This is a genomic window from Staphylococcus sp. AtDRG32, assembly GCF_004365845.1.
GTDB classification, from domain to species: Bacteria; Bacillota; Bacilli; order Staphylococcales; family Staphylococcaceae; genus Staphylococcus; species Staphylococcus hominis.
Genome location: NZ_SODE01000001.1, coordinates 369,326 through 395,492 on the forward strand (window position 1 = coordinate 369,326; position 26,167 = coordinate 395,492).

The 26,167-nt window shown below is 31.2% G+C and carries 23 protein-coding genes and 1 pseudogene; 1 reads left to right on the plus strand and 23 read right to left on the minus strand.

Annotated features, from left to right (window positions below; genetic code table 11):
• Positions 1-77 precede the first annotated feature (77 nt).
• From glpK to BDW25_RS01875, 13 genes are all read right to left on the minus strand, one after another.
• The gene (gene glpK, locus BDW25_RS01815) at positions 78-1,577 is read right to left on the minus strand and encodes a glycerol kinase GlpK (protein ID WP_002448786.1); all 1,500 of its coding nucleotides are present in this window, start codon (positions 1,575-1,577) and stop codon (positions 78-80) included.
• A 95-nt stretch (positions 1,578-1,672) separates the two neighbouring features.
• A complete protein-coding gene (locus BDW25_RS01820) occupies positions 1,673-2,491 on the minus strand; it encodes an MIP/aquaporin family protein (protein ID WP_002488678.1) in 819 nt (272 codons plus the stop codon).
• Positions 2,492-2,742: 251 nt separating this feature from the next.
• Complete coding sequence (locus BDW25_RS01825) at positions 2,743-3,276, minus strand: glycerol-3-phosphate responsive antiterminator (RefSeq protein WP_049418163.1); 534 nt, start codon at positions 3,274-3,276, stop codon at positions 2,743-2,745.
• 15 nt (positions 3,277-3,291) lie between these two features.
• Positions 3,292-5,316 (minus strand): DNA mismatch repair endonuclease MutL, encoded by a 2,025-nt coding sequence (mutL, locus tag BDW25_RS01830; protein ID WP_133944720.1) that lies wholly within the window; start codon positions 5,314-5,316, stop codon positions 3,292-3,294.
• Between the two features lie 12 nt (positions 5,317-5,328).
• On the minus strand, positions 5,329-7,950 hold the full coding sequence (gene mutS / locus BDW25_RS01835; RefSeq protein WP_002448719.1) for a DNA mismatch repair protein MutS: 2,622 nt from the start codon (positions 7,948-7,950) through the stop codon (positions 5,329-5,331).
• A gap of 203 nt (positions 7,951-8,153) precedes the next feature.
• On the minus strand, positions 8,154-8,642 hold the full coding sequence (gene thiW / locus BDW25_RS01840) for an energy coupling factor transporter S component ThiW (protein WP_002448801.1): 489 nt from the start codon (positions 8,640-8,642) through the stop codon (positions 8,154-8,156).
• Between the two features lie 20 nt (positions 8,643-8,662).
• Positions 8,663-9,031: a YlbF/YmcA family competence regulator gene (locus tag BDW25_RS01845; RefSeq protein WP_002448720.1), complete on the minus strand. Its 369-nt coding sequence runs from the start codon at positions 9,029-9,031 to the stop codon at positions 8,663-8,665.
• Position 9,032: 1 nt separating this feature from the next.
• The gene (gene miaB / locus BDW25_RS01850) at positions 9,033-10,577 is read right to left on the minus strand and encodes a tRNA (N6-isopentenyl adenosine(37)-C2)-methylthiotransferase MiaB (protein WP_049418168.1); all 1,545 of its coding nucleotides are present in this window, start codon (positions 10,575-10,577) and stop codon (positions 9,033-9,035) included.
• 183 nt (positions 10,578-10,760) lie between these two features.
• Complete coding sequence (locus BDW25_RS01855) at positions 10,761-11,057, minus strand: thiamine-binding protein (RefSeq protein WP_002448768.1); 297 nt, start codon at positions 11,055-11,057, stop codon at positions 10,761-10,763.
• A gap of 63 nt (positions 11,058-11,120) precedes the next feature.
• On the minus strand, positions 11,121-11,741 hold the full coding sequence (locus tag BDW25_RS01860; protein WP_166667410.1) for a poly-gamma-glutamate hydrolase family protein: 621 nt from the start codon (positions 11,739-11,741) through the stop codon (positions 11,121-11,123).
• 146 nt (positions 11,742-11,887) lie between these two features.
• Positions 11,888-12,754 (minus strand): 2-oxoacid:ferredoxin oxidoreductase subunit beta, encoded by an 867-nt coding sequence (locus tag BDW25_RS01865; RefSeq protein ID WP_002448821.1) that lies wholly within the window; start codon positions 12,752-12,754, stop codon positions 11,888-11,890.
• Positions 12,755-14,515 (minus strand): 2-oxoacid:acceptor oxidoreductase subunit alpha, encoded by a 1,761-nt coding sequence (locus BDW25_RS01870; RefSeq protein ID WP_002455401.1) that lies wholly within the window; start codon positions 14,513-14,515, stop codon positions 12,755-12,757. It lies immediately after the preceding gene.
• 109 nt (positions 14,516-14,624) lie between these two features.
• Complete coding sequence (locus BDW25_RS01875; RefSeq protein ID WP_002448851.1) at positions 14,625-15,419, minus strand: TIGR00282 family metallophosphoesterase; 795 nt, start codon at positions 15,417-15,419, stop codon at positions 14,625-14,627.
• Between the two features lie 153 nt (positions 15,420-15,572).
• Here BDW25_RS01875 and BDW25_RS01880 point away from each other — a divergent pair, with 153 nt between their 5' ends.
• Positions 15,573-15,788, plus strand: a complete 216-nt coding sequence (locus BDW25_RS01880) for a hypothetical protein (protein WP_002448781.1) — start codon at positions 15,573-15,575, stop codon at positions 15,786-15,788.
• Positions 15,789-15,862: 74 nt separating this feature from the next.
• Here BDW25_RS01880 and rny read toward each other — a convergent pair whose 3' ends face one another.
• The 10 genes and pseudogenes from rny to BDW25_RS01930 form a co-directional block, all read right to left on the minus strand.
• Positions 15,863-17,422: a ribonuclease Y gene (rny, locus tag BDW25_RS01885; RefSeq protein ID WP_002448856.1), complete on the minus strand. Its 1,560-nt coding sequence runs from the start codon at positions 17,420-17,422 to the stop codon at positions 15,863-15,865.
• 265 nt (positions 17,423-17,687) lie between these two features.
• On the minus strand, positions 17,688-18,734 hold the full coding sequence (recA, locus tag BDW25_RS01890; protein ID WP_002448773.1) for a recombinase RecA: 1,047 nt from the start codon (positions 18,732-18,734) through the stop codon (positions 17,688-17,690).
• A gap of 176 nt (positions 18,735-18,910) precedes the next feature.
• Entirely contained in the window at positions 18,911-20,050 is a 1,140-nt protein-coding gene (locus BDW25_RS01895) for a CinA family nicotinamide mononucleotide deamidase-related protein (protein WP_002448803.1), read from the minus strand.
• A gap of 133 nt (positions 20,051-20,183) precedes the next feature.
• Complete coding sequence (pgsA, locus tag BDW25_RS01900; protein WP_002448865.1) at positions 20,184-20,759, minus strand: CDP-diacylglycerol--glycerol-3-phosphate 3-phosphatidyltransferase; 576 nt, start codon at positions 20,757-20,759, stop codon at positions 20,184-20,186.
• Between the two features lie 32 nt (positions 20,760-20,791).
• On the minus strand, positions 20,792-21,184 hold the full coding sequence (locus tag BDW25_RS01905) for a helix-turn-helix domain-containing protein (protein ID WP_002448763.1): 393 nt from the start codon (positions 21,182-21,184) through the stop codon (positions 20,792-20,794).
• A gap of 20 nt (positions 21,185-21,204) precedes the next feature.
• The gene (locus BDW25_RS01910) at positions 21,205-22,047 is read right to left on the minus strand and encodes a DUF3388 domain-containing protein (RefSeq protein ID WP_002448864.1); all 843 of its coding nucleotides are present in this window, start codon (positions 22,045-22,047) and stop codon (positions 21,205-21,207) included.
• A gap of 117 nt (positions 22,048-22,164) precedes the next feature.
• On the minus strand, positions 22,165-22,869 hold the full coding sequence (gene ymfI, locus BDW25_RS01915) for an elongation factor P 5-aminopentanone reductase (protein WP_002448738.1): 705 nt from the start codon (positions 22,867-22,869) through the stop codon (positions 22,165-22,167).
• Positions 22,870-22,871: 2 nt separating this feature from the next.
• Positions 22,872-24,158 (minus strand): EF-P 5-aminopentanol modification-associated protein YfmH, encoded by a 1,287-nt coding sequence (gene yfmH / locus BDW25_RS01920; protein ID WP_002448796.1) that lies wholly within the window; start codon positions 24,156-24,158, stop codon positions 22,872-22,874.
• Positions 24,159-24,223: 65 nt separating this feature from the next.
• Positions 24,224-25,429: pseudogene (gene yfmF, locus BDW25_RS01925) on the minus strand (EF-P 5-aminopentanol modification-associated protein YfmF); the annotation flags it as partial.
• Between the two features lie 21 nt (positions 25,430-25,450).
• Entirely contained in the window at positions 25,451-26,167 is a 717-nt protein-coding gene (locus tag BDW25_RS01930) for a GntR family transcriptional regulator (RefSeq protein ID WP_002448813.1), read from the minus strand.

The following is a 26,167-nucleotide window of genomic DNA, read 5'->3' on the forward strand; positions in this document are numbered from 1 at the left end:
GGTCTCTCAAATCTCGACTAATGTATTAACTTAACTACATCATAACATATTCTTTGTAACTAAGCCATAATTAAAAATTAATCTTCTAATTTAAAGACCTGAGTAGCCTCTACTGCTTTCTTCCAACCTTTATATAACTTAGTTCTTGTTTCTTCAGACATTTCTGGATTAAATTCTTTTTCTAATTTCCATCCATCAGCAATGTCTTTTTTATCTTCCCAAAAGTCTACAGCCAAACCTGCTAGATAAGCAGCTCCAAGTGCTGTTGTTTCTTGAACTTCCGGACGTTCAACTGATGTATCAACAATATCTGCTTGGAATTGCATTATAAAGTTATTTTTTACTGCGCCACCATCAACACGTAAATTATTTACTTCAATTCCTGAATCTTTAGACATTGCTTCCATAACATCACGTGTTTGATAACATAAAGATTCTAATGTTGCACGAATGAAATGTTCTTTTTCAGTACCACGAGTTAATCCGAAAATCGCGCCACGTGCTTCAGAATCCCAATATGGTGTACCAAGACCTACGAATGCAGGAACAAAGTAGACATTATCAGTAGAATTAACACGTGTTGCATAGTTTTCAGTTTGCGGTGCAGAATTAATAATTCTTAAACCGTCACGTAACCATTGAATTGCTGATCCAGATACGAAAATTGATCCTTCAAGGGCATAATTTACTTTACCGTCAAGACCATAAGCAATTGTAGTTAACAATCCACTTTCAGACGTTACAGGTTCTTCACCAGTATTCATTAACATGAATCCGCCAGTACCATACGTATTTTTCACATCACCACGTTCGAAACAAGCTTGACCAAATAATGCTGCTTGTTGGTCACCAGCAATACCAGCAATTGGTACTTCTTGACCAAAGAAGTGATAATCTTTAGTATGTGCATAAACTTCACTAGATTCTTTAACTTCTGGAAGTATTGCTTTAGGAATGTCTAGTAATTCTAATAATTCATCATCCCATTTAAGTTCATGAATGTTATACATTAATGTACGACTGGCATTTGAATAGTCTGTAATATGTGCTTCTCCACCAGATAGTTTCCACACTAACCAAGTATCGATAGTTCCGAATAATAAATCCCCATTTTCGGCTTTCTCTCTTGCACCTTTAACATTATCTAATATCCATCTTACTTTTGTTCCAGAAAAGTAAGGGTCTAATAATAAACCTGTTTTATTACGAAATGTTTTTTCGTGGCCTTGTTCTTTTAATTCATTACAAATATGTTGTGTTTGACGAGATTGCCAAACAATTGCATGATAAATTGGGCGACCTGTTTTCTTATCCCAAATGACCGTAGTTTCACGTTGGTTAGTAATACCAATACCTTTAATTTGTTCAGGATCAATTTCATTTTCATTTATCACTTCAGCCATTACTGCTAATACTGATGTCCAAATTTCATTAGCGTCATGCTCTACCCAACCAGATTTAGGAAAATATTGTTTAAATTCTCTTTGCGCAACGCCTTGAATTTGTCCTTCTTTATCAAATAAAATTGCTCTAGAGCTAGTTGTGCCCTGGTCTATTGACATGATGTATTGTTCCATAATTTTTCTCCTTCTTTCATTCTGACTGTATGTGTTAAGTATCCTTTGAATCACATAGTCAATATATTATATGATTTAAAACTAAAATTTTTCTTTTAATAAATCGATTCAATATCTTTATGTTTATTTGATTTATTAAGCGCTAAACCAATCAGTAATGTAACAATCAAAACTACAATGCTAACACCACTCATAAAAGTAAATTCATTTTTATAAAAAACCTGATAAATCACAGCACCTATCATACCGCCAGCAATTGGCCCTAGTACTGGTACAATAGCATACCACCAATTTGATCCGCCTTTACCAGCAATTGGTAAAATTGCATGTGCAATTCTTGGTCCTAAGTCACGAGCTGGATTAATGGCATAACCTGTAGGTCCACCTAAACTTAAACCTATTGCAATAATTAAACTACCCACAATTAATGGATTTAATCCATCTGCAATTTTATTTACCCCAATAAATAAAATCCCTAAACTTAAAATAGCTGTGCCAATAATTTCACTTAAAAAGTTAGCAAAATAATTTTTAATAGCAGGTGCAGTAGAGAATACGCCTAATTTTGCACCTTGCTCTGTAGTTGCTTTCCAATGTGGTAAATACATTAACCAAACAAGTGTAGCTCCTACAATTCCTCCTAGCATTTGACAAACAATATATCCTGGTACTTTTACCCAACTAAAACTTCCCTCAACTGCTAAAGCAATTGTCACAGCTGGGTTTAAATGAGCTCCAGAAAACTGTCCTACTGCATAAACTCCCATAGTTACAGCTAAACCCCATCCAGCGGCAATAACGATCCAATCAGATTCTTGTCCAGCGCTACGTTTTAAATTTACATTTGCACATACGCCTCCACCGAACAAAATAAGAATGGCCGTGCCTAAAAACTCTGCTAAATAAGCATTCATGTTTTAACCTCCTACAAGGCAAAGAGACTTCTACAAACTATATAATTAGGCTTGCAGAAATCTCTTCATCTCTCATTCAAATATTAACTTGTATAAATCATACAAAATAATTGTAAGCGTTGTCAATAGATTTTGTAAAAAATTTGTCACAATTTATTTTGTAGATTAAAACAACGTACTATAATTATTTTTTTAGTAATACATAAAAAACCTGAGACCTCAATTTTTGTCTCAGGTTAAAAAGATAATTTCTACCACAATTTTCTATTACTTGTGGTTACATAGCTTGCACCACTATTAATCGCATCATTCACTTCTTTTTTTTCTTCGATTAACCCACCTGCTATAATTTTAGCACCCGTTGCTTCTCTTACATTTTCAACAATTTTATGAGCAATACCTGGTAGTACTTCAACATAATCTGGGTCCACTTTCTTTATGAGTTGTATACTACGATTGAGTGCTTGACTATCAATAATAAAAACTCTAAAAATAGTAAGTACATTTAATGATTTTGCTTTTTGAATGACTTTTGTTTTTGTTGAAACAATCCCTTTTGGTTTATAAGTTTGAATGATATATTCACATGCATATTCATCATGTGCCATTCCTTTAATTAAATCAATATGAATATATGCTTCAATGTCATGTTTTTTAAGTAACTCTATAATGCTTCTTAAATGACCTACATGCATATCTAAAAGGACACACACTTTATAATCCGTTTGAGTTAATTTCTCTAAATCTTTCATATTTCGAATTGCTGGTAGTACGTGTTCTTTCATTTCTATGCATCCCTTCTACATTACTCGTTTAAATAATTTCTCTAATTCATAATTTGAAAAGTTAATAATAATTGGTCTACCATGAGGACAAGTAAATGGATCTTCCGCTTCTCTTAATTGATCAATTAAATCTGCCATTTCATTCTTTTTCAAGTAATGATTTGCTTTAATTGACTTCTTACAACTCATCATAATAGCTGCGTCTTCGCGCATTTTTTTAACGTCAATTTTTTTATGATTTAATACTAGTTCAATCATATCTTTAATAATTTCCTCTGCTTCTACTTTAGGAAACCATACTGGATAACTATTTACAATATAATCATATCCACCAAAATGTTCTAAATGAACTCCTACTTTATCAAGTTCTTCTCGATATTGATCAATAATTAATTGTTCGTCTTTTGAGAAATGAAATGTTAAAGGAATTAACAAATCTTGTACTTCATTTGATACTTCGCCTATCTTTTCTCTGAAATATTCGTATTTAATACGTTCTTGAGCAGCATGTTGATCTATCATAAACATTCCATTTTCATTTTGAGCAATAATATAGGTACCGTGTACTTGACCAACTACCTCCATATATGGCACACGTCGAGACGGTGTTGAACTTACTTTACCTTTAATATCTTGTTCTTCTTGATTTGTAACATTCTCTTGAAAGTCTTCATTTTCATCATAATTATAAATATTGGTTTCATCATGTCGAGTGTTATCGATTGAAGACTCAGCACGATCTAAACTATTTAAAATATCTTTTTGAATGTCGAAGTAATCTTTATCCATACTACGTTTATTATTATAGACACTAGAATGTTCGTTATCTTCTCTAGTGTAAGAATCATCAGAGGTATGTTCTTCATCATATTGAGAACTTATTGTTGAAAAGGTATTGTTAGTCGAAACGTTGAGGTCATTTTTATTTTCTAATTGTTTTGTTTGATTTGAAATATTTTGTTGTTTTTGTTCAAAATCGATTTTTTGCTGTTCAAACGTATGCAATACTTTATTTTTTTTAGGTGTTCGATCTAAATCATTTTTAGGAATTAATATTCTATCTTTAAATGCATGTCTAATTTTTTCAATAATTAAATTATAAAGTTGTTCTTCTTTTGAAAGTCTAACTTCAAGTTTCGTTGGATGCACATTGACATCTACTAAAATTGGATCCATTTCTATATTGATATAGCAAATAGGATAACGACCTATGGTTAGAAGTGTATGATATCCTTCAGTAATAGCTTTATTTAAAGCGAAATTTTTGATATATCGACCATTAATAAAAATTGAAATATAATGTTTATTACTACGAGAATGTTCCGGTTTAGCAACAAATCCTTCTAAATGATAGTCACTCGTATCGCCAGAAATGTGAACTAAATCTTTTGCAACTTTAATACCATATATTTCAGCCATCACTTCATTTGTTCTTCCAGAGCCATTCGTTTTTAACATCGTTTTTCCATCAGATATAAGTGAAAAGCGAATATTTGGATGACTCATTGCCATTCGATTAACAATATCTGTAATTTTTCCTAATTCTGTATATAAACTTTTAATATATTTTAACCGAGCTGGCGTATTATAAAATAATGATTCTACTTTAATATCTGTTCCTTTTTTGGCTTTTGCTGGTTTTTGAGATAATATTTCACCATTTTCAGCATAAATTTCGTGACCATTTTCATTATCTGTACACGTTTTAAGTGTCACTTTAGCTACAGATGAAATACTAGCCAGTGCTTCACCTCGAAATCCTAATGTTCTGATATGAAACAAATCGTCATCATCATTTATTTTACTGGTAGCATGACGATGAAAAACAAGTTGCAAATCATCTTGCTCAATTCCAGTTCCATTATCGACTACACGAATTGAGGAAATACCTGATTGTTCTACTTCTATATTAATTTCAGTCGCCTTAGCATCAATTGCATTTTCAAGTAGTTCTTTTACTACTGAACTAGGACGTTCAACCACTTCACCTGCAGCAATTTTATTTGCTAAAGATGTTTGTAATTCTTTAATTTTACCCATGAATTAACACCTCTATCTTAACTGATTTTGTAATTCGCTTAACTTAAGTAATGCTTCAATAGGTGTCATATTTGAAATATTTAAATTTTTAATTTGTGCCTCTATTTCACTTTGTGTTTCATTCGAATTAAATAAGTCAAAACTTGTTTGTTCAAACACATCTGTTTGTTTAATAGTTGAGTGTTCTTCCTTATTAATTAAATGATCCTTATTTTCAATATCTTTAGAGTTGTCATTATACTGTTTACGATTGACATTCTCATCTGATAATCCATTTTGTTCAAACGCATTTAAAATAACTTGAGCTCTTTCAATTACTTTCTCAGGAAGATTTGCTAGTTTAGCAACTTGAATACCATAACTATCATCAACGGCACCTTCTTTAACTTTATGAAGGAAAATAAGTTCACCTTGATACTCATCTGCTGCTACATGTACATTTTTCAAACTAGATAGCTGTTGATCTAATGTTGTTAATTCATGATAATGGGTTGAAAAAAGCGTCTTAGCATGTGATGTTTCAGCTACATATTCAATCATAGCTTGCGCTAGAGATAAGCCATCATATGTTGACGTTCCTCGCCCGATTTCATCAAAGATGATTAAACTATCTGCTGTTGCGTATGTTAATGCTTTTTGTGCTTCTAGCATTTCAACCATAAAGGTACTTTTACCGGATACTAAATCATCTGCTGCACCAATTCTTGTAAAAATTTGATCAAAAATAGGTAATATTGCATTATCACATGGTACATAAGCGCCCATTTGTGCCATGATACTAATGATTGCCACTTGACGCATATAAGTTGATTTACCAGACATATTTGGGCCAGTAATCAAGTAAATAAAGTTATTTTGATCAAGATAACAATCATTTGGTACATAATCATTATAATCCATCACGCGTTCTACAACGGGATGTCTAGAATTTTCTAAGTTCAATGTCTTATCATCACTAAATTCTGGTCTAACATAGTTATATTTTTGTGCAATTTCTGCAAAACTTTGTAAACAATCAAGCTCTGATATCACTTTTGCTTGTCTTTGTAATCTTTCAGTATATGATTTAACATGCTCTCTCAATCGAATAAACAGTTGATATTCTAATTCAATTGCTTTATCTTCTGCACCTAAAATAATATCTTCTTTTTCTTTTAATTCGTCTGTAATAAATCTTTCTGCATTAGATAAAGTTTGTTTACGATGATAGTCATGCTCGCTTGGTTCGAATCCTTGAAGATTAGCACGTGTGATTTCAATAAAGTAACCAAAAACTTTATTGTAGCTAATTTTTAAAGATTTGATACCTGTTCTTTCACGTTCTTTCGCTTGAAGTTGTGCTAGCCAATCTTTTCCATTTTTAGATGCTTCTAAATACTCATCTAGTTGTTTACTGAATCCTTGTTTGAACAGTCCCCCATCTTTGACTGAAATAGGTGGTTCTTCTACTAAACTATCTTCCAAAACTTTCAGTAAATCTTCTAATGGTTCTAATGTGCTAAACTGCGTTGTTGTCACATTATCCATTTGTTCAAGAAGTGATTTAATATTTGGAATTTCAGAAATAGAATGTTTGAGTTGAATCAAATCTCGAGCATTTACATTTCCATAACTTACTCGTCCTACTAATCTTTCAATATCGTATACTTGATTAAGGTAACCTCTTAAAGTATCTCTTTCTATAAAATGATCAATAAATGATTCTACGATATCTAATCGTTGTTCAATATTATCTTTATGAATAAGTGGGCGATCAATCCACTGTTTCAAGCGTCTTGCACCCATAGGTGTTTTTGTTTCATCCATTAACCATAATAATGTTCCTTTTTTACTTTTTAAACGTATGCTTTCAGTAAGCTCTAAATTGCGTTTTGCATAATAATCCATTTTCATAAAGTCAATCGCTGCATAAGTTATCACATCTTCAATATGAGATAAATCTCTTTTTTGAGTATGATGAATATAATCTAACAATAATTGTGTTGTCAAAAACATTAAATTATTTTCTAATGTATTAACACTATATTCTATATCAGAAATTTCTTCTCTAACTGTAATCGTTTCAGTAGTAAGTGAAATTTGTTTTTTTAAATCTTCATTTATGTCTTCTCGTACTACAATTTCATTTGGGTTAATCGTAATGATTTCATTAATTAACGTGCTTTCATCTTCAAAATTGGTAGCTTTTAATTCACCAGTAGAAACATCACAATAACTTAATGCGTATCCATTTTCATTCTGAATGAAACTAAGAATATAATTATTTTGATTTTCATCCATTCCGCCTTGTTCCATCATTGTTCCAGGCGTGACTACTTTAACTACTTCTCTTTTAACCATGCCTTTAGTTTGTTTTGGATCTTCCATCTGTTCACAAATAGCAACTTTATATCCATTGTTAATGAGTGTTTCAATATAGCTATTTGCTGAGTGATACGGAACGCCACACATTGGAATTGGATTTTCTTTTTTAGCATCTCTTTTAGTTAAGGTAATTTCTAATACTCTAGATGCTTCTTTAGCATCTTCAAAGAACATTTCATAAAAATCGCCTAATCTAAAAAACAATAAGCAATCTTGATATTGAGATTTTATTTTTAAATATTGTTGCATCATAGGTGTCACATTAGCCATATTTTTTCACAACCTTACTGATATATACTTTTTTCTTCTCACATTTTAACTTGTATATTTTAACATATGTCATACTGAAGCGCTCGTTATCCAAATTAGAATATTATTCTACAACTTAAAAATAAAAGATTATCATCTCTTTACTACGCTTAATAAGCACTAAACTTATTAAGTGTATGAAATGATAATCTTAAATAAAATATTTATTTGAATTTATCTAATAATCCTCGTTTTTTTAACACTATAAGTAAGATATAACTAATCGCTGCACCAAGAAAACTTGAAACTACAAATACAAGCATTAATGGTTTGATAAAGAAATGTTGCAAACCTAATATCCAAGATAGTGGAATGCACATTAAACTACCAATGATTCCAGTTCCAATCACTTCTCCAACTGCAGCCATAAATATGTGCTTTCTATACATATAGAAGAGGCTAGCTAGAAACACACCAATCATACTACCAGGAAAGGCAAAAGCACTGCCAGTTCCAAATGTTATTCTTATTAAAGAAGAAATCAAAGCCTGTGCTAAACCATACCATGGCCCTACAAAAACCGCACATAGTACATTTACAAAATGTTGTACTGGGGCTGCTTTTACTGGACCTAAAGGTATAATAATAAAACTACTAAATACGACATTAAAAGCAATGAGTAAAGCTGTAATGGTAAGTTTTTTAGTTTTCATCTTTGAATATTCCCTTCTGTTTATGAGTCGTGATGTGCTTTTTCATTATGATTATTTAAACTTTGTTCCATAGTAGAAACCATCAATTGCAACAACTCATTTGCTTCAAATTGCGCTGACCGAAATTCTTCAACAATAGGTAATGCATTGATTTCTTTTTCAAGTTGAGAAATTTCTTCTTCAGATTTTTGATAAGCCTGATGCTTGCCATAATTTTGAAAATTTACTGACTGTTTTTGTTGCAATTTTAATTGTTTCATTTTTTGTTCAATTGATGTATTCTCATGAATTTGTTGCTCTACATTTTGATATTGTTTAATCAATTCTAGTGCCTTTATTTTGTTCGATACACTATTTGCTTGCTTTAGAATATCTTCTTTTTCATACATATTAATTAGTCACCATAACTTGATTATGAAAATGTAAAAATTCACCATTTAGTGAGTATTGTTTTGCTTCTTTAACTTTAACATCAACAAGTTGACCAATAGCTTCACGAGGTCCTTTAAAGTTAACTAATTTATTTTTTTCAGTATAACCTGCTAGAACTGTTTCATCTTTTTTACTTGTTCCTTCACATAAAACAGTAACAACTTGTCCTTCATAATTTTGCATTGCTTTTTCTGAATATTGACCAACTTTTTTATTTAAACGTTGCAAGCGATCTTTTTTCACTTCAGTTGGAACATTATCTTTCATTTTAGCAGCAGGCGTACCGTCTCTTTGTGAATACAAATACGTATAAGCATGTTCAAATTGAACTTCATCGTATAATGAAAGTGTTTCTTCAAATTGTTCTTCTGTTTCGTTAGGATATCCTACTATTATGTCAGTAGTAAGAGCGACATTAGGAATAGCTTCTTTAATTCTATCAACTAAATCCAAGTAACTTTCACGTGAATATTTACGTCCCATTATTTTTAATACAGCATTATTTCCAGATTGCACAGGTAAATGAATGTGAGGAACGATATTTCCACCTTTTGCAATCACTTCAATCATTCTATCTGTAAAATCCCAAGGATGACTCGTTGTAAAACGTACACGTGGAATGTCAATTTTAGAAATATCCTCTAATAAATCACCTAAGCCATAATCTAAATCTTTAATATCTTTTCCATATGAATTAACATTTTGTCCTAGAAGTGTAATTTCTTTATAACCTTCACGAGCGAGTTCTCGAACTTCTTCAATGATATCTTGTGGTCTACGACTGCGTTCCTTTCCTCGTGTAAAAGGTACAATACAGTATGTACAGAATTTATCACATCCATACATAATATTAACCCATGCTTTTGTACTTCCTTCACGCACTTTAGGTAGGTTTTCAATAACGTCGCCTTCTTTAGACCAAACCTCAACGACCATGGCTTTTGATAAATATGCTTCTTCTAAAATTTCAGGTAATTTATGTATGTTATGCGTTCCAAAAATCATATCCACATTTTGATATGATTTTAAAATTTTATTTACAACGGATTCTTCTTGTGACATACAACCGCATACACCAATTAACGTTTCAGGTCTATTTTTCTTTAAATGTTTTAAATTACCTATTTCACTAAATACTTTATTTTCAGCATTTTCACGAATAGCACATGTATTAATTAATATAACGTCCGCTTCATTAATATCATCAGTTGCTTGATAGTCTAAAGCTTTCAAAATTCCTGCCATTACTTCAGTATCATGTGCATTCATTTGACACCCATATGTTTTAATTAAAAATGTTCGTCCTTTTCCCATACCTTTATATTTATCTTCAATATGAAAATCTCGATTATATTGAACATCTTGTTTACCACGTTTTTTTGCTTCTTTAAGATTAGGTGGTTGATAAACATGTTCGAAATATTTACTATAGTCTTTTTCTGCTTTTTTATTACGTTCGTCTAAAATATCTATCGTACCAGCTTTTCTTTGCTCTTCGTTCACTTTACAAAAATCCTTTCTATATGCCCTAATATTATTAGTACATTATATTAAAATTAGCATTAAAGTGCAAAAAGAGGTTAAAAATTAATATATTTTATTATTAAATATTGAATAAAAAGTGGAATAGATGTCATATTGAATCTTACTCCACTTTAACTAAACGTTATTTAACTTTAAAATATGTTATGCTTCGTCATATTTACCAGTTAGAGTTTCAATAGATATACCTTCTGGCACATGATAAAACTTCACTTGGCTAATAATACTAGGACATTCTAATTCAACCATTCTTTCATTCAATTTTTGAATTAAAATTAAGCATTCACTCATATCACCTTGGACAGTCGTTTCAAGAGGACCTACTCTGTAATGTAGTCCCGACTGATCAATAATTTTAATCGCTTCATCTACATAAGGAATAACATCATCATTATTAGGTGTTTTAGGAACTATTTGTACACTCATTAACGTATCTTGCATAAATTTCACCTCTATGATTTATTTATGATTTTATTTTATCATGATTATCTTTATAAATCTGAGTTATTCTATATTTTCTATTGCAGATTTTATAGCTTTTGCAAAGTCGCACATTAATTTATCCCAATTTGACTGATTTTCTCTACTATTTCGATTTGTTTTATTATTTTTGAAAAAAGTTTTACGTAATGAGGTAGTTAACTCAATTTGTACGCCCATACCTCTAGTCGTACAATTAACAATATTATTATCCTGTTGACCTGAAATATGGCTTGGTGCTTCACTTGTTTTTATACCAATATTATTTAATTGTTCTTTGATGAGTGATTTTAGACATTCGTCTTTCCCACCAACATAAGCAATGCTCTCGTTCCCTTCACAACCATGAATAGCAATAGCTTGGTTACTTTCAGTTACCAAATTCATTGCATCTTTATTATCATAACGTGTAGAAGTTACGTGCAACTCTTTATTTCCTTTACTACGTAAACCTTCGAAAGTAAAGTAATTATATCCGCCTTCATCAGCAATTATACTTGCTAATTCAGTTGTAGCGGGTTCAATGCCTCCACCATGAATTGCTAGTATTGAAACGCTGCTATTTCGGTTTTTAGTTATTATTTTCCAGTCTTCATTTTCAATCGTTTCTTTTTCCAATTCTTGCATTGATTTAAATTTATCCAACATTTCCACTCCTTTTATTTACTATATTATTTTCTTCCCTAATAAAAATAAATAAATGAAGTTTAACAAGATTTTTATAAATTTAAACTTAAATTAAAAGACATTCTTGAAGTCATATGATGCTTTCAAGAATGTCTTTAAAAAAATTATACAAATTGAGCAGTTAAGTCATTAAACTCTTGCTCAGAAAGATGGATATCTCTTTTAGTTAATGCACTTTCATCTAATTCTTCAATTTGTGATTCATATGAAGGTGTTGTTGTGTCTTGATATACAATACCTTTAACTAGTGATTCGTGTTCTAATACAGTTTTCATCGCTAATTGTTTATCTGTTGGATCATAATTTTCAATATCTTCAATACTAGTTAAATGTTCTTTAAACCAATCATACGTATTCACTTTATTATATGTCACACATGGAGAAAACACATTTACAAATGAAAAACCATCATGATTAATTGCATCTTCAATTAATTTTGTCAATGCTTTAATATCACTTGAAAAACCTTGTGCTACAAATGTAGCACCTGATGATAGTGCTAGTTCTAATGGCGCAACATTTTTTTCTATATTTCCTTTAGGTGTTGATTTAGTTACAAATCCAACAGCAGAAGATGGAGACGTTTGACCTTTAGTTAGGCCATAAATTTGGTTATCCATAACAATATAAGTAATATTCATATTGCGGCGTAATGCATGAATTGTATGACCCATGCCAATAGCATAACCATCACCGTCGCCACCTGAAGCAATGACTGTTAAATCTTTATTAGCCATTTTCACTCCTTGGGCAAGAGGTAATGCACGACCATGAATACCATGTACCCCATAAGAGTTAATATAGCCTGATAAACGACCTGAACAACCTATTCCCGTAATTAATGCCACTTCTTCAGGTTCTAAACCTAAATTTGCTGCTGCTTTTTGAATTGCAGCTTGTACTGAAAAGTCTCCACATCCTGGGCACCAGTTTGGCTTCACACTGTTTCTAAAATCTTTAAATGTAGCCAATTACATCATCTCCTTCATATCTTTAGCTACTGAAAGTCCTTTTTCTTCTATTTCATGTGGTAAAAAAGGTGTACCATCATATTTAGCTTGATTAACTAATTTGTCTTGAATGGCAGTATTCATTTTTAAGATATTTGATAATTGGCCTTGATAGTTATGCTCAGCTACTATGACGCTTGAAGCTTTATCAATAGCTTGTTGAATAATATCTTTTGGTAATGGGTGAAGTTGACGAATTTGCATCGTATTAACTTTAATACCATTATTATTTAATCGTTTACTTCCTTCTTCAATTGCACCTTTACTTGAAATAAATCCGATATATAAAATATCTGCTTTCTCATGTTTCTCATCATAATCAACAGGTGTTTCAATAAGTAAGTTCGCAGTTTTACTCATACGTTTTTCCATTTGTTCACGTCTGTTATCAGCAGCTTCACTTGGCTTGCCTTCTTGATTATGTTCAACACCAGTAACATGGTGAATACCACCTTTAACACCAGGAATTGGACGTTGTGAAATTCCAGATGTTGTAAGTGCATAACGTTTAAAGTATGATTTATCATCTTCATCACGTTCAATATCTGATTGAATAAGCTCTCCACGTTTAATTTGAATTCTATTGTAATCGAGTTGTTTTACTGTTTGTTTACCTAATGACAATTGCAAATCGCTTAATACGATAACCGGACATTGATATTCTTCAGCTAAATTAAAAGCTTCCATAGTTAAATAAAAAGCATCTTCAGCATCAGTTGGTGCTACTACTATCTTAGGAATATCTCCATGTGTTCCATATATCATTTGCATTAAATCTGATTGTTCTTGTTTTGTAGGTAATCCAGTTGAAGGACCTCCACGTTGCGTGTTAACAATAACTAGTGGTGTTTCAGTCATACCTGATAAACCAATGGCTTCCATCATTAAAGATAAACCTGGCCCTGCACTCGCAGTAAATGCTCTAACTCCTGCATAGTTCGCACCAATTGCCATATTCGCTGCAGCAATTTCATCTTCAGTTTGTACTACAGTACCTCCTACTTTTGGAACATTTGCAATCATATACTCCATAATTTCTGAAGCGGGCGTAATTGGATAAGCTGCCATAAATCTTGAACCAGCTGAAATCGCGCCTAATCCAATTGCATCGTTACCAATCATGTATAAATGTGGTGTGCCCTCACTATCTTCTAGTAAAAAATCACCATTTACTGTATCTAATTTATCCTTCATCAACTCATAACCCTGATGAAGCGCTTCTATATTCATTTCAACAACTTTTTGACCTTTTTTAGTAAACATATTTGTAATTAACGTTTCGAAAGGTGTTGTATCTAATTTCATTACTGCACAAGTTGCACCAATCGCTACCATATTTTTCATCAGTGCAGTACCTAATTCTTTAGCTGTTAATGTTAACGGTAATTCAATAAGTTGCGCACGACAATCATCTGGTTTAGAAGGTTTAGCTTTAGCATCTGCAATAATAATACTATCTTCTCTCATTTCATGATGATTTAATTCAATTGTCTCTTGATCAAATGCAACTAAAATATCTAAATCATCACTAATTGCATGAATTGGAGAAGTTGAGACTCTTATTTTATTATTTGTATGACCGCCTTTAATTCGGCTTGAGAAATGTCGATATCCATATAAATAATAACCTTTTCGATTCATTGCAGTAGCAAATAGTTCTCCTGTTGACTCAATACCTTCACCTTGTTGTCCGCCCACTTTCCATGATATTTGTGGTTTCATATCATTAGCCTCCTGTGGAATTAATTCATACTAAATCATAACAAAAATAACCACCGTCTTACTATGTCAACAGTGGCTTTTATTTAAATTCATACTAATGGACTATACGCTATTTATCAAAAGGATGATCCTCATTGATTAAAATGCGTTCTATGAGTTTGGTTCTTCCATTTTTATCTAAATCTATAATAACACCTGAAAGTACACTTCTACCATTATCAGGCACTACATGTCGTTGTGGCAAACTTGTAATAAAACGCTTAATAACTTCCTCGCGATTAATCCCTAGTATTCCATCATAATAACCAGTCATACCTACATCTGTAATATAGCCTGTACCATTGGGCAAAATACGCTCATCAGATGTTTGAATATGAGTATGTGTGCCTACAATAGCACTGACTCTTCCATCTAAATACCAACCCATTGCATTTTTTTCTGAAGTAGTTTCTGCATGAAAATCTACAAAAATATAATTAGTTTCTTTTTTAGCTTCTTCAATCAATTGATCTGCTTTTTTAAAAGGATCATCAATATCTTGCATAAATGAACGTCCTTGCAAGTTAATGATGGCAACTTTAATATCATTAACCTGAATAAAACGCATGCCAACACCTGGCGCTTCACTCGGAAAATTAGCAGGTCTTATCATTCTTTTAGCATCATCAATAAAGTCATAAATCTCTCTTTGACCATAAGTATGATTTCCCATTGTCATAAAATCCACGCCATCTCTAAGCAATTGTTTATATAATTTTTCAGTTAAACCTTTTCCATGAGCAGCATTTTCTGCATTAACAATGCTCAACGTAGGCTTATAAGCTTGCTTTAATTTAGGCAAATATTCAGCAATGGCATTTCTACCTACTTTTCCTACGATATCTCCAATAAATAAAATTCGCATTAATGTTCATCCTCTCACAATATAGTGTAATTGAAATAACTATATAATTAAAGGTAGAGTTTCATATTTTTTAAAATTACACAGTCTTAACTTTAGCATGCATACAGCATATGTTATTATAATATTATAAAAATTTAGGAGTTGTATAATTAGATGTCAATTAATATCGATCCAGAAAAATTTGCAGAACTAGTTGTAAAAGCAAACCCATCAAAATCAGAAGATGCAGAAGATATGGCTAAAGAAAGCTTAGAATTATATATTAACGCATACCGTTTAGCAGAAAGATATTCTAATATTGCTACAAATTGTTATGATACAGCTGAAATTCTTTCTGAAATCAAAAAAACAGATTTACAACTTAAATAATGAAAAAACCTGAGACATTTTAAATATGTCTCAGGTTTTTTAGTAATCAGTGAGTTCCTATTTAATTTTTAAAATTACTTCGCATACTCTACTGCTCTAGTCTCTCTAACAACTGTCACTTTAATATGTCCTGGATATTGTAATTCTTCTTCAATTTGATTTTTTATATCTCTAGCTAATCGGTAAGATTTTAAATCATCTATTTCTTCAGGAGAAACAATAACTCTAATCTCTCTACCAGCTTGAATTGCGAACGCTTTTTCAACACCTTCATAACTTTCTGAAAGAGTTTCTAAGCGTTCTAATCTACGAATATAATTTTCAAGTGTTTCTTTACGTGCTCCTGGACGTGCGGCCGATAATGCATCTGCAGCTGCTACTAGAATTGAAATAATAGATGTTGGTTCAACATCTCCATGATGTGAATGAATCGCATTAATTACAGTTTCAACTTCACCATATTTTTTAGCTAATTCAACACCAATTTCAACATGGCTACCTTCAACTTCATGATCAATTGCTTTACCTACATCATGTAGTAATCCAGCTCTTTTTGCTAAACTAACATCCTCGCCTAATTCAGCAGCTAACATTCCAGAAAGATGTGCGACTTCCATAGAATGTTTTAAGACATTTTGGCCGTAACTTGTTCTATAGTTTAAACGACCTAAAATTTTCACTAAATCTGGATGCATATTGTGAACATTGATTTCAAATGTTGCTTGTTCACCTGCATCCCTAATGATGTCATCTACTTCTTTTCTAGCTTTGTCTACCATTTCTTCGATACGACCTGGATGAATTCTTCCATCAGAGACTAAATTCACTAATGCAGTCCTAGCGATTTCACGTCTAATAGGATCAAATCCTGATAAAATCACTGCTTCAGGAGTATCATCAATAATCAAGTCGATACCTGTTAACGTTTCTAAAGTACGAATATTTCTACCTTCTCTACCAATAATTCGACCTTTCATCTCATCATTTGGTAAATTAACTACTGAAACAGTAGATTCCGTTGTATGATCAGCAGCTAATCTTTGTACAGTAGTAGCTAACAATTCTTTTGCTGTTTTGTTAACTTTTTCTTTTGCTTCTCTTTCCTTTTCCTTAACAAGTACTGCAATATCTTGTGACAGTTCTTCTTCCACTCTATGAAGTTGTTCATTAACTGCTTCCTCTTGAGTGAGACCGGAGATGCGTTCTAATTCTTGTTCATGCTTCATTATTAACGTCTGAACACTACTCTCTTTTGCATCTACTTGTTGTTGTCTTTCTTCAATTTTGGATTCTTTTTGATCTAAAATCTCATCTTTTTTATCCAATAATTCTGATTTACGATCTAAATTTTCCTCTTTTTGAAGATTTCGGGCTTCTTGTCTTTGAAGCTCACTACGTCTTTCACGTAGCTCTGTTTCAACTTGTTCTCTAATAATTTGATTTTCTTCTTTTGCCTCTAATAATTTCTCTTTTTTGATATTATCTGCTTCTTTTTGTCCTTGTTTGATAATATCATTAGCAGTTTGTCTAGCTTGAATTTGCTTTTGATGTAATATATTTCGGGCTAAAAAATACCCTACAACAACCCCTAGAATAATCCCCAGCAAAATGAGTAGGAGGTCTAATAAATTCACATAAACACCTCCTTTTTCTAGGTATTTGCTTGTATATTAAAATCTCTATGATTTTTTATAAATTGTATAAATAATATACATATTAATTGTACGTTTAGGTACTCAGTAGTGTCAAGATATGAAATTTCACTACACCTACTTATAAAAGAAAGAGAGTGACATTGAATTCATTTCGAACTCATTATTCACTCTCACACAAAATAATTTTAATATTTTTAAATATATATTAAAAGTATATTCTATTTAAAGCATTAAAAATTCAACATTATTCTTCATCGAATAATGTTTGTGATGATTTATCTTCATTTTCTTCAACATCACCATCGAAAATGCCTAATTTTTCACGTAATTTGCGATCGATTTCATCTTTAATTTGAGGGTTTTCTTTAAGATATGTTTTAACATTTTCCTTACCTTGACCCATTCTCTCACCATTATATGAGTACCAAGCGCCAGATTTATCGACAATATCATTTTCTACACCTAAGTCAATTAATTCTCCCTCTTTTGAAATACCTTGACCATACATGATATCTACTTCAGCAATTCTAAATGGTGGTGCTACTTTATTTTTAACAACTTTAATTTTAGTTCTGTTACCTACAATGTCTTGACCTTGTTTTAATTGTTCTGCACGACGCACTTCTAAACGTACTGAACTATAGAATTTTAAGGCTCTACCACCTGGTGTAGTTTCTGGGTTACCAAACATTACTCCAACTTTTTCACGAATTTGGTTAATAAATATAGCAGTAGTATTTGATTTTGAAATTGCACCTGAAAGTTTACGTAAAGCCTGAGACATTAAACGTGCTTGAAGACCAACATGTGTATCTCCCATTTCACCTTCAATTTCAGCTTTAGGAGTCAAAGCAGCAACTGAGTCTACAACAACAATGTCAACAGCTCCACTTCTTACGAAAGCTTCTGCTATCTCTAAACCTTGCTCACCATGGTCAGGTTGAGAAAGATATAAATTATCTATATCAACACCTAATGCTTCAGCATATACTGGATCAAGTGCATGTTCAGCATCGATAAACGCAGCAACGCCTCCATTTTTTTGCACTTCGGCAATAGCATGAAGTGCTACTGTTGTTTTACCGGAACTTTCAGGACCATATATTTCAATAATTCTTCCTTTAGGATAACCACCTACACCTAGTGCATTATCTAAAGTAACTGAACCACTTGATACACTAGATACACGACGACCTTTATTATCGCCTAATTTCATTACTGCACCTTTACCAAAGGATTTTTCCATATTTTTTATAACTGTATCTAAAGCTTTTTGACGATCATTATCCAAAGCGAAACCTCCTATATGAGATAGTTATCTATTTAATATTATATATATATTATACTCTTAACTATATTCAAACACAAGCATTTTGCGAATATTTGTTCGCATAAAAAGAGAACGCTATCCGAAAAATCGAACAAATGTGCCCTGAAATTATAACTATTTTTTAATTTAAGTACATTTTAGTGCCAATTTAATAATCTTATTAATACATAATTTTGACTTCTGTTGGGCAGTATATTTCTTGATTGCGTTATCTTAAATGTAGTCATTTTAAAATCATCTTTTGTATTAATTGCTAGATAAACATTCTCTTTCTCATGTAATATTGCTATACCCATTTCAGTTTTATATAAATCTTTTACATATGATGCAGCGTCTCTTAATTGCATTTCAATACTTGAATGATGATTTAAAAATATGTCATTATCTGGTAATATTCCTTTTAATATATTTTGTTTATCAAAGCGTTTTAAACGAGTATAAATCGCTCCATCAGTTACTCCGTCATATATACTTACTGTAGAATTCATTTGTTCCATTACAGATTGTTCTAACAATGTGTCATCTGAACCATAATAAAATTGACCAATTCGTTCTAGAATTTCTTCTTTTATAGGTTGAATCAATGTTTTACATTCGCTTTGTGTAGAAGCATTTGCTGTTAATCTAATATATACTTCATGTTTCCCTGCTAACGGAGCTATCGTAGGATTCGTTTGTTTTTCAATTAAATCCATAAGTTCTGTTTCAACTTTCGATTCTCCAATTCCTGCAAATCTAAGTTGCTCTGAAAAAATAGTATTGTCATTATCTATAAGTAATGGAAGCAACTCATTTTTAGCCATAGGTTGCATTTCACTCGGAGGACCAGGTAACAGAATTACTTTTTTATCATTCATTTCAATAAACATGCCTGGAGCCATACCATAATGATTTTTTAACACTTTCGCTCCCTCTATCACAAGTGCTTGTTGTTTATTATTAGGTGTCATTTCTTGCCCTTGTTCTTTGAAAAAACCTTCAATATAATTTAATGCTTCTTCATTAGTCACTAAGTTTTTATTTAATACTTTTGCTACTGTTTGTTTAGTTAAATCGTCTTTAGTTGGACCCAATCCACCCGTGAGCACTAGTGTGTCAAATCTTTTTAGTCCTTCTCTAATAATAAATTCTAAACGATCAGGATTATCACCAATAACTGTATGTTCAACTATATTCTTTCCAATTTGATTGAAAAGTTTTGATAAATATTGGCCATTTGTATTTGCTATTTGGCCTAATAATAATTCTGAACCTACTGCTATGATAGATGTATTCATATGCCCCTCTCCCTTATTTAGTCTTAATTCATATTTTATACTTAATCTATTATATAATCTAAAAAATAACTCAAAAAAATGAGAGTCATTTTATGCGACTCTCATTACATTTCACTTTATTTGATTATACTTTTTATTGCTTAAACACATCTCTACCTTTATAGAAATATTCAATTCCTGATAATATTGTAAAGAATACGCCAATATATAATAATACTTGTCCTAATTGAAATCCAATCCAATTTGAGAATAAATCACCAAGTAAAATCCAAATAATTGCTACCATTGTAACAGCTGTTTTAATTTTACCTAATTGGCCTGCTGCACTCACAAACCCTTGTTCAATTTGAAGTAAACGTAAACCTGTAACCGCAAACTCACGAGCAATGATAATTATTGCTACAACTGAATTAGTTAGCCCTAATTGAACCATAACAATAAGAGCACTAGAAACTAATAATTTATCCGCTAATGGATCTAAAAACTTACCCATATTTGTCACAAGTTGCCATTTTCTTGCTAAATAACCATCTAAAAAATCACTTAAAGAAGCTACAATAAAAATAATAGCAGCAATAAGTTGCTCTATTCTTATGTCATAGCCACCTAATACAGATACATTTCCAAAACCAAAGTTTACTAGAGCAAATAATATAAATACTGGAATCAAAATCACTCTAAAAACTGTAATCTGGTTAGGTATATTCATTTTAATACCTCATTTCTTAATTTATATGTAAATTATATTAATAATACTGCTAACACCCATATAATTAAAGTAATAATTATAACAATACTAATCATAATCAATAATTGAATAGGTTCTTTATTTTTAGTACGATATTCGGGCACTTCGTTGTGTCGATAATGATGTAAAAGTGTATCGAGTTGATTGTGGTGATTAGGAATTTCTTCATGATGCACTTTAATGAGTTGATTTACATCCATATTAACTACACTTGCATAACGTCTAATAAATCCTTCAGCGTAATCCACTTTGGCAAGTTGATCAAATTTATTCTCTTCAATATATTTTAACGTTTCTCGCTTTAATTGTGTACGTTGTTCTAATTCTGTTAATGTCATTCCTAATCTTTCTCTTCTACCTTTTAAGGTTTCACCAATTGTTTTCACGTTTGACGCCTCCACCCTTATTACTCAAAAAAACCGAAGCCACCGCCAAACACATCTTCTCCAAAATCTAATGTGTTTTTGCTTTTAATTGCTTGTTGTTTAACTTGTTGTTTCATATGATCATATTCAATTTTTTGATTCTCATGTTCACGTAGCTCGATAATATAATCAAAATCATCGATGCTATATTGATTTGTTTCTATAAATAAATCTGGATGCTCAACTACTTTTATTGATGGTAAAGTCATCACTTCTTCCACTAACTGTTGATGTTTAGGATTTGTTTCTCTAGCAGTTACTGCACCATCAATAATATAAACATGATTAGCATCATATTCACCTTTTATAAGAGAACTACGAACTGTCTGTTTAATTAATGTTGAACTTATAAATAGCCATCGTTTATGCGCACAGACACTACCTGCAACAATCGATTCTGTTTTTCCAACACGAGGCATCCCTCTAATACCTATTAATTTATGACCATCTTCTTTAAATAACTCTGCTAAAAAGTCGACAAGTAAACCTAAATCTTCACGTTCAAAACGAAATGTTTTTTTGTCACCTGCATCTTGTTCAATATAGCGACCATGACGCACTGCTAAACGATCACGTAACTCTGGAATTCTTAACTTTGTTATTTCTATTTCTTTCAATTCATGAATAATATTTTCAAAACGTGTGACTTTTTCAAGACTATCTGTCTTAATAAGTAATCCACGACGCCCTTGATCAACACCATTTATAGTAATAATACTAATTCCTAACATACCAAGTAAACTCGATACGTCTCCTAAAAGTCCAGCTCGATTAACAATTATCTCGTATTCTAAATACCATTCCTTTTTTTTAGCGACAGTCATCTAACCACCCCTTGTTTAAATACAATTTGAAATATTCCCCTTATATAATTAAATTTATTATATCATTGATTATAAAAAACGAATCGTCAAATCTGCATTTAAAATTTAGGATACTTTTTAAATATACCAACCACCATTAACCTTTTGGACTGTTCCTGTAATACTCTTAGCATTAGGATGGCATAAATAAGCGCACACGTGTGCTACTTCTTGTGGAGCTATCATTCTTTGTTGTGGTAGTTCAGATAAGATAACTGCTTTGTCTTCATCACTGAATGCTTTAGCCATACGTCCTGAAACAAAACCAGGTGCTATAGCATTCACAGTGACATTCGTCAATGCTAGCTCTTGACTGAGGGCCTTTACAAATCCAATTTGAGCACTTTTCATTGCTGAATAAATAGTTTCCATACTTGCTCCCGTCTCGCCCCAAATTGATGAGATAACAATAATTCTACCATTTGTACTTTTTCTCAATATGTCTATGAAATATCGACAGCATCGAATTAACTGTTTAACATGAATATGATAACATTCATCTATCTCTTTATCTTTCATATCTTGTAACATCCCATATAATGATGTACCACTACTATAAATTAAACAGTCTAAATGTTTTATATGACTAAATATATCATTAAAATCAATATCATGAGTCAAATCCATTTGAATAAATTCTACGGCTTCACCTTTATACTTTTTTTCTAAGGATGAGATATCAGATTGATAATATTGAAGTATTACTTCATATCTATCTTTTAATAAACGATCTACAATCGCACTACCAATACTACCTGAACCACCAAATACTAATGCTTTCATATTTAATCTATCTCCAAACGGCTATCAACAAGACGGTCAATATTTAGATATTGTTTGGCAGTTTCATTAATACTATCTAAAGTGATATTCTCTACAATATCTAACATATCAAATACACTTACGCCCTCAAAATACAATTTTGCATATTGATTTGCAATATATTCTGGGGAATTCAAACTAGAGATAAATTCACCAATAAACTGCTTCTTCAATAATTCAAACGCTTCTGAATCTTTTAAGTTTCCTCTATATTTCTTTAATTCAGTAAGTAATCTATCCTTTAATTGATCTGGTTTATGAGTAGCACTTGTAATAATTGAGAAACTATAAGTAGGTTCAAGAACAAATTGATATCCAAATGAATCATCAATTAAATCATCATTAAGAAGAGATTGATAGAAATCTGTTTCTTCACCGAATACGAGTTCAAAAAATAAAGTCATTTCTAAATCTTTTTGAACATATTTCTCAGGTGCTTCATTCAAAGGTTCATTTTTAAATCCTAACATTAAACGTGGAGACTGTAATTTCATTTTTTCAGATACAAATGATTGAACTACTTCATTTGGTTCTTTTATTGCTCCTCTTTGGATAGAAGGTTGATTTGTTTTATGACGACGATTTTCATGTTCTTCAATAACATTACAAATACGTTTAGGGTCCACATCTCCTACGACAAATAACACCATATTAGATGGATGATAAAACGTTTCATAACATAAGTATAAATCATCTTTAGTAATACTATAAATACTCTCAACACTACCTGCAATATCTACTTTAATTGGATGATGATGATACATTGCGCGTAATGTATTGAACATAATTTTATATCCTGGTTGTTCTTGATACATTTTAATTTCTTCAGCAATAATTCCTTTTTCTTTATCTACTGTTTCTTTTGAAAAATAGGGTGTTTCTACCATATCAAGTAAACGTAGAATATTACGTTCAACTTGATCAGTTGCACTAAACAAATAACTCGTACGATCAAAACTTGTAAATGCATTGACTTGAGCATTATCATTGGCAAATGCAGTAAATAAATCTTTATCATCGTCTTTTTCAAATAACTTATGCTCTAAAAAATGTGCTACTCCATCTGGTACAGTCACATATTGATCTTTATGATGAGGTTTAAATGTATTATCCAACGAACCAAATTGAGTTGTATAGGTCACATATGTTTTTTGAAATCCTTTTTTAGGAATTACAAATAAGCGTAATCCATTATTTAGTTCATGTTTATAGACGCGTTCATCAATTAATTCATAATATTGTTCTTGCACTATGATTGACCTCCTTTCGTTAATACATATATCGTATCTAAATAGGCTTGGTTTGCCATTTTAACGACATCTTCTTTAATCACTTTATTAATTAACTCCATGTATTCTTTATCTGATTGAGGCTGATTCAAAAGTAGTTGATTTTGCATAACTTCAATAATACCTTTAGGTCTATCTGCAATTTCTTGTCGTTGTGAAATGATAATTTTTTTAGCTAATGCTAATTTTTCTTCAGAGAATTCCCCTACTTTAAACTTCTCGAATTCTTCAATAATTGTGTTTTTTGCAGTATCGTATTTTTCAACAGATACACCACTTAATACAAATAAATAGCCATTTTTTCCATCTAATTGTGAATGAATAGAATAAGCTAGACTTTGTTTTTCACGTACTTCATTAAATAGTACTGAAGAAGGATCACCGCCAAACATAGTATTTAATACGACAAGTGCATAGTAATCTTCATTCCCATAATGAGTTGGAAAACGATAACCTAAATTTAATTTAGCTTGGTCGACGGTATCTTTTTCAATGATTGTTTCAGTAGATTGGGCGTTACAGTCAGTATTTACATTATGATTAAAGTCAAACGTAGTTGAGCTAAGACTAAATGAATTTTCTATAAGTGATGTAACTTCTTTTTTATTTACATTTCCCACTACATAAACTGAACACATGTCATTATTTATCATAGATTTATATGTATCATACAAACTTTCATTTGTAATACGCGCAATATTTTCTATTTGACCTATAGCCAAATAACGATAAGCTTCACTTTTGAACATATATTTTAATAAATTAATAAATGAATATTGCGCTTTATTGTCAATCATCGCTTCTATTTTTTTATGTAATAATGATTTTTCTTGAGTAACAAATGTAGAGTTGAATGAATTGTTCTCAACAAGTGGATTCATGATGACTTCTTTTAATAAATTTAAACCTTTTTCAAATAATGGTGTAGTATCTTTAAGATAACGTTCATTTACAATTTCTAAAGAAATAGTAATGACATGTTTATCTTTAAATTTAGAAACAAAGCTATTAATATAAGCCCCATAAAGCTCTGATAATTGTTGATTAAATGATCTATCTGTTGGCCATTTTTTTGTGGCACGAACCAATACTTTACTTAGTAATGAACGAGCAGTAATTGTTTCGTAATCAAGTGGTGCCATAAATTTAAATGTGATCATCGTTGTTTTAAATTTCTCAGTCGGAAGAATATCAATATGTATTTGATGATTAGTATGTTGTTTCAAAATAATCAATCACTCCTTTACCTGTTATTAAATTTTTGTGCGTGTTAATTTAAACTTCACTAGGCTACTTTTTATATAATTTAATGAATATAAAATAGGTTTACCCATTTCATCATAATGTACAACCTTTAATAACATTAATCCCTCATGTGGTTCAGCATTCAATATGCTAGAAATATGAGGTTCATAACTGATTGCTTCAATTTCAGTTTCAGCAGAAGCTACCTTATGACCAGTATTAAGTTCAATTGCATTAAGCATCGAACCATCACTTTCTTGATATTCGGTACAAGTTAAATGATGCTCAGCAATCTTATCTAAACAATAAATAACTGGTTGATGATTCGCAGTACGTAGTCTTTCAATAATTGTTATAGGTTGTTTATCTTCAATATCTAACATTTTTGCATCCAATAAAGAAGCGGGTTGTTGCTCTAAACTTAAATATTCTGTACTTGCTTCATATCCCGCTTTTTTAATCATTTCACTAATACTAAATAATTTATTTAAAGGATAATAAAAGGGACGTAGAGCCTTTATACTTGTTCCTTCCTCAAAATTATCAGTTAAAACTTGTTCAATAATAAGTTCTCCAATCGCTTCATAGACATCATCTGTTTTAACGTTAACTTCTCTAGCAATAGATAAATTGCTAGGAAGTTTATCACCAGGTTTCAAAGAATGATTTTTTATTTTTTTAAAAATATATTCTTTTACTTTAAAAACCGAGTTTAATTCAGTCAT

What these genes read in the sequence shown, in the direction of transcription:
- glpK (WP_002448786.1), bottom strand. Translation starts at nt 1,577, where the DNA reads ATGGAACAATACATCATGTCAATAGACCAGGGCACAACTAGCTCTAGA.
- BDW25_RS01820 (WP_002488678.1), bottom strand. Translation starts at nt 2,491, where the DNA reads ATGAATGCTTATTTAGCAGAGTTTTTAGGCACGGCCATTCTTATTTTG.
- BDW25_RS01825 (WP_049418163.1), bottom strand. Translation starts at nt 3,276, where the DNA reads ATGAAAGAACACGTACTACCAGCAATTCGAAATATGAAAGATTTAGAG.
- mutL (WP_133944720.1), bottom strand. Translation starts at nt 5,316, where the DNA reads ATGGGTAAAATTAAAGAATTACAAACATCTTTAGCAAATAAAATTGCT.
- mutS (WP_002448719.1), bottom strand. Translation starts at nt 7,950, where the DNA reads ATGGCTAATGTGACACCTATGATGCAACAATATTTAAAAATAAAATCT.
- thiW (WP_002448801.1), bottom strand. Translation starts at nt 8,642, where the DNA reads ATGAAAACTAAAAAACTTACCATTACAGCTTTACTCATTGCTTTTAAT.
- BDW25_RS01845 (WP_002448720.1), bottom strand. Translation starts at nt 9,031, where the DNA reads ATGTATGAAAAAGAAGATATTCTAAAGCAAGCAAATAGTGTATCGAAC.
- BDW25_RS01855 (WP_002448768.1), bottom strand. Translation starts at nt 11,057, where the DNA reads ATGCAAGATACGTTAATGAGTGTACAAATAGTTCCTAAAACACCTAAT.
- BDW25_RS01870 (WP_002455401.1), bottom strand. Translation starts at nt 14,515, where the DNA reads ATGAAACCACAAATATCATGGAAAGTGGGCGGACAACAAGGTGAAGGT.
- BDW25_RS01875 (WP_002448851.1), bottom strand. Translation starts at nt 15,419, where the DNA reads ATGCGAATTTTATTTATTGGAGATATCGTAGGAAAAGTAGGTAGAAAT.
- BDW25_RS01880 (WP_002448781.1), top strand. Translation starts at nt 15,573, where the DNA reads ATGTCAATTAATATCGATCCAGAAAAATTTGCAGAACTAGTTGTAAAA.
- BDW25_RS01895 (WP_002448803.1), bottom strand. Translation starts at nt 20,050, where the DNA reads ATGAATACATCTATCATAGCAGTAGGTTCAGAATTATTATTAGGCCAA.
- pgsA (WP_002448865.1), bottom strand. Translation starts at nt 20,759, where the DNA reads ATGAATATACCTAACCAGATTACAGTTTTTAGAGTGATTTTGATTCCA.
- BDW25_RS01910 (WP_002448864.1), bottom strand. Translation starts at nt 22,047, where the DNA reads ATGACTGTCGCTAAAAAAAAGGAATGGTATTTAGAATACGAGATAATT.
- ymfI (WP_002448738.1), bottom strand. Translation starts at nt 22,869, where the DNA reads ATGAAAGCATTAGTATTTGGTGGTTCAGGTAGTATTGGTAGTGCGATT.
- BDW25_RS01930 (WP_002448813.1), bottom strand. Translation starts at nt 26,167, where the DNA reads ATGACTGAATTAAACTCGGTTTTTAAAGTAAAAGAATATATTTTTAAA.